The 8,460-nt window shown below is 62.0% G+C and carries 8 protein-coding genes and 1 tRNA gene; 2 read left to right on the top strand and 7 right to left on the bottom strand.

All coding sequences use genetic code 11. The features are described 5' to 3' along the window. Window positions 1-231 precede the first annotated feature (231 nt). Window positions 232-510 (top strand): hypothetical protein, encoded by a 279-nt coding sequence (locus JHD07_RS23520; RefSeq protein WP_212023290.1) that lies wholly within the window; start codon window positions 232-234, stop codon window positions 508-510. A 177-nt stretch (window positions 511-687) separates the two neighbouring features. On the opposite strand, the gene JHD07_RS23515 is transcribed toward JHD07_RS23520, so the two are convergent. From JHD07_RS23515 to JHD07_RS23505, 3 genes are all read right to left on the bottom strand, one after another. After that, window positions 688-930, bottom strand: a complete 243-nt coding sequence (locus JHD07_RS23515) for a helix-turn-helix domain-containing protein (RefSeq protein ID WP_249137839.1) — start codon at window positions 928-930, stop codon at window positions 688-690. A 154-nt stretch (window positions 931-1,084) separates the two neighbouring features. After that, the gene (locus tag JHD07_RS23510) at window positions 1,085-2,365 is read right to left on the bottom strand and encodes an integrase arm-type DNA-binding domain-containing protein (protein ID WP_291626358.1); all 1,281 of its coding nucleotides are present in this window, start codon (window positions 2,363-2,365) and stop codon (window positions 1,085-1,087) included. A 164-nt stretch (window positions 2,366-2,529) separates the two neighbouring features. Continuing rightward, a tRNA-Ser gene (locus JHD07_RS23505) sits at window positions 2,530-2,619 on the bottom strand. A gap of 206 nt (window positions 2,620-2,825) precedes the next feature. On the opposite strand from JHD07_RS23505, the gene JHD07_RS23500 reads away from it, so the two are divergent. Then, window positions 2,826-3,167 (top strand): hypothetical protein, encoded by a 342-nt coding sequence (locus JHD07_RS23500; protein WP_291626356.1) that lies wholly within the window; start codon window positions 2,826-2,828, stop codon window positions 3,165-3,167. A gap of 74 nt (window positions 3,168-3,241) precedes the next feature. Here JHD07_RS23500 and JHD07_RS23495 read toward each other — a convergent pair whose 3' ends face one another. From JHD07_RS23495 to JHD07_RS23480, 4 genes are all read right to left on the bottom strand, one after another. Next, complete coding sequence (locus tag JHD07_RS23495; RefSeq protein WP_291626354.1) at window positions 3,242-4,705, bottom strand: trehalose-6-phosphate synthase; 1,464 nt, start codon at window positions 4,703-4,705, stop codon at window positions 3,242-3,244. A gap of 242 nt (window positions 4,706-4,947) precedes the next feature. Continuing rightward, window positions 4,948-5,766, bottom strand: coding sequence for a trehalose-phosphatase (gene otsB / locus JHD07_RS23490; RefSeq protein WP_291626351.1), 819 nt, complete (start codon window positions 5,764-5,766; stop codon window positions 4,948-4,950). Window positions 5,767-5,770: 4 nt separating this feature from the next. After that, window positions 5,771-7,255 (bottom strand): MFS transporter, encoded by a 1,485-nt coding sequence (locus tag JHD07_RS23485; RefSeq protein ID WP_291626349.1) that lies wholly within the window; start codon window positions 7,253-7,255, stop codon window positions 5,771-5,773. A 269-nt stretch (window positions 7,256-7,524) separates the two neighbouring features. Beyond that, on the bottom strand, window positions 7,525-8,460 hold a 936-nt coding region (locus tag JHD07_RS23480; RefSeq protein ID WP_291626347.1), incomplete at its 5' end, for a methyl-accepting chemotaxis protein.

Here is an 8,460-nt window from a genome sequence, read left to right as displayed (position 1 = left end):
GGAAGATCGTGAACCGGGAGCCTCCCGGCCGTCTAACAGGGGCGTAGCCGCACCCCGGCACTTTGCCCTCCAAAAATGGGCTCCCGCCCCTCCGCTCGCACGGGCTTGCAAGCGGTCAGAACGTGCCCCGAATATAGTGCGATTCCTTCCCAGCGCCAATCCCCGGTATCCACAGAAGTGATCCAGGCGAATCAGGATACCCTCCTCTCCTCACTGACAGGGAGATTCGGCATGGCAGCGGTTGTCCAGCAGATCATCCAACTCTTGAGTTCTATCGGAATAGCCTCGTATGGGCTCGGATACCTGATAGACGTTCTCTCGCATCTACCGTGGGGATCCGTGGTCGATTGGTTTCGCGCCGCGCCGGCAATCCAAATGGCGCCGCACCTCAGTCTCGGAAATGAGGCGCTGTACGCTCAATACCAGCAGGTCATGGACACACAGTTTCAGATCGGCGAACTTAAGCGCATCATCCTGACGATGCCCGCTCTACCAAGCGAAGGATTTTAGCGGCTCACGCGACGTCGGCGTCACCTTGGACAGCCCCACCGTTCCAATATGGACGACGTTGTTCGTTAGACGGGTGGTTTGGGCGAGCGGAGCGAGCTCCGCTTAGGGCCGTACGTTATCGTCCTCCCTACGCCATCACAGTGGCTGCCAATCGGACCCGTCGGTCGCCCTTGGCGTCTACCGGCCAGATTCATTATCTCCATCGGGCACCGCGCGGCCGCGCCGAGCCGCTTCCGCAGTCAGCCGACGCTCGATGTACTCATTTATCGATTTGACTAGGATGCGTCGCGATTTGCCTTCGGTGTAGCTTTCCAGTTCACCGGTGTTGATGAGCTCGTACAGTTTCTTGCGCGAAACTTGGATCGCCTTCATCGTCTGTTTTGGCGAGGCTACGAGCGGGACATCAAATGCGATAGACATGCGAAGCATCCTATTTTCTCGAACGCTTTTGAACTTGCCAGACCAATTTCCCAGCGCAAACCACGTTTGCTGCCGTGCGCATTTTTTGGATATTCGGTCGTACGACTTCGCGCTCTTTTCGGTTCACGACTTAATCTCGACTCGACTTAGGGCATTAGACGCGCTGCGAGTCGGTAGTCGGCCTAGAAAAGCCTGTCGATTCGAAATCGACCGAACCGGTTTGGTCGAAGCGAATGACATTTGATCCGACAAGGAATTGAGCCCAATCTTTCATGAGAACGCGTCTCTTCTCGAGCTTTTGGCCGCGCTGATAGGCTGCGGTGGTCTCTGATTTATATTTGTGCGCTAGAGCTGCCTCCCGAACACCATCAGGATAGTCCGTGCACTCCTCGGCCCAGGTTGTGAATGTCGAACGAAATCCGTGCACGGTTACATGACCGTAGCCCAGGCGATCCAGTACGGCGAGCATGGCATTCTCTGAGAACGCTCCTCCATCCGGGTTTGGAAATATCAACTCGCGCCGAGGGCATTCTGGCACCCTGTCAAGGATTAGGAGTGCAGGCTCGGAAAGCGGCACGACATGGTCCTGGTTCATCTTCATGCGCTCACCGGGAATCTTCCACGTCGATGAGGAGCGATCAATCTCGGATCGGAGAGCGTCTACGACTTCGTTAGTCCGACATGCCGTGAAGATCAGAAAGCGGAGCATCGAAGCGGCCATGCCGCTGGCAAAGGAAAGGCGGGCCATGAAGTGCGGCGCCTCGGCATAAGGCAAGGCTGGGTGATGCCGTACGACGCGTTTTGGCCGCCTGGGAAGCTTCTCCCGCAATTGCTTGGTCAACTCGGCAGGATTCCGAAAATCGGCGTCATCAACGTCCACGTTCTTCGCGATTATCGTTTCGATCCTTCCGCGCACACGATTGGCCGTCTCACGTTTCCCGACCCAGATTGGCTGCAGCAATTCATAGATGTGGCTTGGCTTGATTTCAGGAATTGTGAGATTCCCGATCGTGCGGTACGCGTACCGCTTAAGCGACGAAGGCCATTGATTGCGGTGCTTCCTACTCCAGATCGACCAATGCTCGCGAATGTAGGCTTCGGCACACTGTTCAAACGTGGGTAAAGTGACTTTGACCTCTACGGCTCTTGCTTCATTGCGCGCCGTACGTTTTTCCTGAACGATGTCGACGCCAGGGTTACTTCGGTCTCCTCTCACCCGAAGTCGGGCTGCATCACGAGCTAGGCGCGCCTCCTTAAGAGACACATCCTTGAAGGACCCTAGCCCGAGCCAGCGCTGCTTGCCGTCCTTCCAATATCGGTAGCTCCAATTCTTCGAGGAGGCGCTCGCAACGATGAGGTACAGACCATCGCCGTCGGGATATTTGCCCGGCCGAGATTCGCGCTCGACATTGAGGGGTTTGAGCTTGCCGGCCATATGTTCTCCATCGCGGAAATCCGTCCTCCGAACTTACGTCAAAAACTACGGTTTGCGCGATGACCCAGAGTAACATCGCGGCATTGGCGGCAACATTCGTCGTCGCGCTAGTCGTTGTTTTTGCTGTCGTTTCGGATAATTGGATATTGAGGAGAACAATGTAGTGGCGGAGAGAGTGGGATTCGAACCCACGGTACGGTTTCCCGCACACACGCTTTCCAAGCGTGCGCCTTAAGCCACTCGGCCATCTCTCCGGAGCGCCCTCTCTTGAAGGGGCGCCGATGATTTTGCAAGGGATCGCCGGGAAATCGGATGAATTTTCCGCAACCTGTTGTATTAAAAGGAAAATATTCGGTGCTCGTCTAGCCCCTGAGCCTCCGGCCGGCTGAACCTGCGGCCGCTTCAGGACGACGATTCACCTGAGACCGGCGTACAGGCCGGGGGAGGCCGAGAACACAGCATGACCAGCCGCCAGACCGTCACTGCGCTGGGCCTGATTTCGGGCCTTTGCGTCGCGCTCGCAGGGCCTGCCAAAGCCCAGCTCTGCACGCGGCAGGGCGTCGATGTCCGCTGCGACGACGGACGGCGCGGGGTGCTTTCGGGCAACGCCATCCTCTGGCCGGACGGCACGCGGTCGAGCTCGGCGCCGCATCAGAGCGTGATCATCGGCAACAAGAGCTCGGTGCATGTCGGGCCCGGTGTGTTCGCCGGCCAGGGCAAGGGCGTGGTGCCGCTGGACGATCCCAACGCGCCGAACAAACGACAATGTGCGATTCTGGATGGCGTGTCGTATTGCTATTGAGCTCTTCTTTCCTCCTGCCCTTACTGGCCCACAAGGGAAAGGGCAAAGAACAGTCGAGGAAGATTGTCGAAAAGCTAGATCAACCGCACGCCTGATATCGCCGATTTTAACCAGCGCAGAGCCTGCGGAGGCTGGGTGGCGAGCGGGGCGATCGCAGCCTTCTCGGTGCGGCACTTTTCCAGCTCGGCGACGAAATCGGCCGACCAGTGCTGGATGGTGTGGCTGCGCAGCTTTTTCATCATCGCGTCCCAGCGCATCTTGCGCTCGGTGAGCGGCATGGAGGCTGCGACCGCGATCGCACGCGCCATACCGTCGACGTCGTGCGGATTGACCAGCAATGCGGCGTCCAGTTCGTTGGCGGCGCCCGCGAATTTCGACAGCACCAGCACGCCGGGATCTGCGGGGTTCTGCGCGGCGACATATTCCTTGGCGACGAGGTTCATGCCGTCATGCAGCGGCGTCACCACGCCGATCTGCGCGGTGCGGTAAAGGCCCGCAAGCACGGCCTGACTGAAGCCTTTATTCAAGTAGCGGATCGGCGTCCAGTCGACCTCGCCGTGGCGGCCGTTGACGTCGCTGACGAGTCGCGCGACATCGTTCTGGAGATTGCCATATGCCTCGATACTGCCCCGCGAGGGGTTGGCGATCTGGAGCAGCGAGATGCTACGGGCGAACTGCGGCTGCTCGGTCCAGAGCCGGTCGAAGGCGCTGATGCGGTTAACGAGGCCCTTCGAATAATCCAGGCGGTCGACGCCGATCGCGAGGCGCTCGCCGTTGAGGCTACGCCGCAGCCGCGACACGTCCGGATGCGAAGCCGATTTCGCGGCATAGGCTGCGAACTTGTCGGGGTCGATGCCGATCGGGAACACCTCGCAACGCGTGCGGCCGTGCTGCGACAGCACGACGCCGTCCTCGACGGAAAGACCAAGCTCGCCGCCGGCATAGCCGAGGAAGTTATGGCAGTCCTCCTGGGTCTGGAAGCCGAGCAGGTCGTAGGCCAGCATCGCCGTGATCAACTCGCGATGATTGGGCACGCCCTGCATCACCGCAGTCACGGGCCACGGCGTGTGCAGAAAGAAGCCGATCGGGTCGTCGACACCAAGGTCACGCAGCTCTGCGCCCAGCGCGAGGAAGTGATAATCCTGAACCCAAAACGCAGTTTGTGGCTTGCGAAAGCGCATCAACGCCCTCGCCATGAAGGCGTTGACCTCGCGATAGCTGACATAGTCGTCCCGTGAGACGCGGATCAGATCGCTGCGCGAATGCAGCGCCGGCCACAGCGCCGAATTGGCAAAGCCTTCGTAATAGCCGCCGTAATGCGCCGCCGGCAGATCCAGCGTTGCGATGGCGCCGGTTCCGAGCGCCTCGATCTCTGCGAACGGTTCCTTTTGATGGCCATCACGCACGCGGCCCGAGGAACCCACCCAGATCGCACCAGAATGTTCCACCACCGGAAGCAAGGCCGCCGCGAGGCCGCCCGTCATGGGCTCATTCGGTTTACCCCGGGCGACGCGATTTGAAACGACGACTAAGTTCACAGGTCGTCCCCTCCTGTTCATTCCACCCCGTTTAACTGCCGTTCATCAATATGGTTCCTGATCATCATTTCAACCAATTGAAACCAAAATCGGGCGTGCGCGTTGGAACTGGTTTCGCTTGCGGAACCCGCAGGAATTCGCTGCAAGAAAGCAATTTCCGGTCCTATTTCCAGCACGCATTGCGGCGCGCAGGGGCGCAGCGATGAAGGCATTGATGGCCGCAAAGTGGCGCCGCCCTGCTTTCACCTGGGATCAAGCAGGCGCGCAAGGAACGCACGCACATCCGCCGGCGCATCGAAATGGCCGTTGACGCCCATGGCGCCGCGGCCGACCGAAAAGGCGAGCCCGTTCATGTCGGGCATGATCGCAAACACGCTCTCGTCGGTGACGTCGTCGCCGATGAAGATCGGCCGACGCCCCTTGAACGGCTCGTGCATCATCAGCTCGCGCACCCCGGTCGCCTTGGTGAAGCCGGAATGCTTGATCTCGCAGACGAACTTGCCGGGCAGCACTTCGATCGGCGCATTGGGAAGATCGGCGCGGATTAGCGAAACGGCTTCGTAGATCGCCTTCTCCGCATGCGGAGCCAGACGGTAATGCAGCGCCAGCGAATAGCCCTTGTCCTCGAGCAGGATGCCAGGGCTGAGCTTGGCGACCGCCGCCAGGCGCCGCTTCAGCTCCTTGTCAAGCGGCGGCGCGTGCACCGCCTCCGCTTCATTGTCCACCGACAGCCGCATCTCCGCACCATGGCCGCCGACGGCGCGAAACACGTCGGGTGCGAAGATCAGGTCGATGTCGTTGAGCGAGCGGCCGCTGACCAGCGCCAACGCGCCGGCGGTGCGCTCGGTCAGGTGCTTCAGAGTTTCCGACAGGCCCGGCGGCACCCACACCTCGCGCGGCGTCGGCATCAGATCGAGCAGCGTGCCGTCGATGTCGAGCAGGATGGCGGTCTCGTCGAGATGCGGCACCAGCGCATGCGGCACCGGCACAGCATCGGGCGCTTCGTCATCCGGCATGGTACGCTTTTGTTCCAAAGCCATCTCCGCAAGTTCCGATTTCATCAGTCTACTCCATAAAGGCGAGCGGCCGCGCAACGTCTTCGAGCGATTTTCGCTCCGCCGAGACAGCATAGCGCCATGCCACGATCGCAGCCGCGATCATCAGGACAGCTCCCAGCAGGTAGCCGGCGAACACGCTGTTGCGCGAGCCAGAGTCGATCAGTGCGCCGAACAGCGCGGGTCCGATCACGCCGCCGATGCCGGTGCCGACCGCGTAGAATACCGCGATCGCCAACGCGCGAATCTCCAGGGGGAATGTCTCGCTGACGGTGAGATAGGCCGCGCTCGCGGCCGGCGAGGCAAAGAAGAAGATCACCATCCAGGCAATCGTCTGCCCCTGCGCGCTCAGCACGCCGATCGAGAACAGATAGCCCGACACCGCCAGCAACAGGCCCGACATGCCATAGGTGAACATGATCATGGTGCGGCGTCCCAGCGTGTCGAACAGGCGGCCGAGTAGCAGGGGGCCGAGGAAATTTCCGGCCGCGAACGGCAACAGGTACCAGCCGACATGGTTGGCGCTGATGCCGTAGAAATCGGTCAGCACCAGCGCGAAAGTGAAGAAGATGGCGTTGTAGAAGAACGCCTGCGCGCTCATCAGCACGAGGCCGACCAGCGCGCGCTGGCGGTAGGCCCCGAGCAACGTGTGGACGACCTCCCTGATCGGGGTGTGATCACGCATCTTCAAGCGAATCCTGGTGAAGCGGCCGTCGCTCGTGTCCTGGTCATGCCCGATCACCGAGCGCTCGATTGCGTCGACGATGGCATGGGCCTCGTCGGGACGGCCATGGATCATCAGCCAGCGCGGACTTTCCGGGATCCACATCCGCATCAATAGCACGGCGAGGCCGAGAATCGCTCCGATCAGAAACGCGAGGCGCCAGCCGAAATCGGGATCGATCACGGCAGGATCAAGCAGCACGATGGCTGCCACGGCGCCCATCGCAGCGCCGATCCAGAAGCTGCCGTTGATGACGAGATCGGTCCAGCCGCGATAGCGCGCCGGCACCAGCTCCTGGATGGTCGAGTTGATCGCGGTGTACTCGCCGCCGATGCCGGCGCCGGTGAGAAAGCGGAACAGTGCGTAGCTCGCGACATCCCACGACAGCGCAGTCGCGGCCGTTGCCGAGAGATAGAGCGCAAGCGTGATGAAGAACAGCTTCTTGCGGCCGATGCGATCGGTCAGCCAGCCGAAGCCGAGCGCACCGAGCACGGCGCCCGCGAGATAGGCGGAGTTCGCGATGCCGAGATCGAGATTCGAGAAATGCATCGACGGACTCTGCTTCAGCGCACCGGAGAGCGCGCCGGCCAGAGTCACCTCGAGCCCGTCGAGAATCCAGGTGATGCCCAGCGCGAGCACGACACGCGTGTGAAATCCGCTCCACGGCAGTGCGTCCAGCCGCGAGGGAATGCTGGTCTCGACGACGCCATCGGTCGCGGTCTCCGCCGGGACGGCCGCCTTGTTCAGGGCTCGGCTCTGCTGCAATTCCATCGCGTTGTTGCGTCAATGGAAGCGGCCCCGGCTCACATGCGTGGACGAGGTCGATCCGATCATTGGGGGTGCGGCATTGTGCTTGCCACCTGCGACAACGCGCGCGATGTGCCCGGGTTCCGATCGGAGCGCCCGTCAGGGCCGCTCGTTTCCGATGGAGCCGCAGGGAGTTGACGCATGGCTCGCGTCAGAAAGACGACACAATCCCGCAACGGAGGAGAAAGCGCCGGTCAGCATCTACTCCGCTATCGTCCTGGACAGAGCGCGCCCTACGCCGCGCGGATATTTGCCATGAAGCGGTCGAGCTCGGCGCGCAGGCGGGTGCTTTCGCTCGACAGGGTTTTGGCCGAGTGCAGCACCTCCTCCGATGCCGAGCCGGTCTCGGCGGCGCCGCGGTTGACCTGGCCGATATCGGTGGCCGCGGTCTGCGTCCCCTGCGCCACCGTCTGGACGCTGCGGGCGATCTCCTGGGTGGCGGCGCCCTGCTGCTCCACCGCGCTCGCGATCGAGGTCGAGATCGACGAGATCTGGCCGATGGTCGCGCCGATCTCCTTGATCGCGGCGACCGATTCGGCGGTCGCGCCCTGCATGCCCGTGATGTGCGAGGAGATCTCGTCGGTGGCCTTCGCCGTCTGGCTCGCCAGCGACTTGACTTCGCTCGCGACCACCGCAAAGCCGCGGCCGGCTTCGCCGGCCCGCGCGGCCTCGATGGTGGCGTTGAGCGCCAGAAGATTGGTCTGCTCGGCGATCGCCGTGATCAGCTTGACCACCTCGCCGATCTGCTGGGCCGCATGCGACAACTTGCCGATGCGCCCGTCGGTCTCCTTGGCCTGCATCACGGCAGCCTCCGCGATGCGGCTGGAATCGCGGACCTGGCGGCCGATCTCCTCGACCGAGGCGGACAGCTCTTCGGTCGCGGTGGCGACCGACTGCATGTTGGAGGAGGCCTGCTCTGAGACGCCGGCGACCTGGCTCGACAGGCTCTGGGTGGTCTCGGCAGTGCGGGTCAGCGTCGAAGCCGCCGATTCCAGCTGCACGGCCGAGGCCGAGACGTTGGAGACGATGGTGCCGACCGCGCTTTCGAAATCGTCGGCGAAGCGGATCAGCTCGGCGCGGCGGCTGGCGGCCTGCTCCCGGTTTTGGACTTCGCTGGCGGCGGCATCGCGCTCGGCCTTGGCGACGGCCTGGACCTTGAACTCCTCGAC

Origin of the sequence: Bradyrhizobium sp., from assembly GCF_016462955.1 — a bacterium.
GTDB lineage: Bacteria > Pseudomonadota > Alphaproteobacteria > Rhizobiales > Xanthobacteraceae > Bradyrhizobium.
The sequence above is the reverse complement of the archived record's forward strand: the minus strand, read 5'-3'. Positions and strand labels throughout refer to the sequence as shown.

Bases quoted from the DNA above. Each gene is read 5' to 3' on its own strand.
- JHD07_RS23500 (WP_291626356.1), top strand. From the start codon at position 2,826: ATGACCAGCCGCCAGACCGTCACTGCGCTGGGCCTGATTTCGGGCCTT.
- JHD07_RS23515 (WP_249137839.1), bottom strand. From the start codon at position 930: ATGTCTATCGCATTTGATGTCCCGCTCGTAGCCTCGCCAAAACAGACG.
- JHD07_RS23485 (WP_291626349.1), bottom strand. From the start codon at position 7,255: ATGGAATTGCAGCAGAGCCGAGCCCTGAACAAGGCGGCCGTCCCGGCG.
- otsB (WP_291626351.1), bottom strand. From the start codon at position 5,766: ATGAAATCGGAACTTGCGGAGATGGCTTTGGAACAAAAGCGTACCATG.
- JHD07_RS23520 (WP_212023290.1), top strand. From the start codon at position 232: ATGGCAGCGGTTGTCCAGCAGATCATCCAACTCTTGAGTTCTATCGGA.
- JHD07_RS23510 (WP_291626358.1), bottom strand. From the start codon at position 2,365: ATGGCCGGCAAGCTCAAACCCCTCAATGTCGAGCGCGAATCTCGGCCG.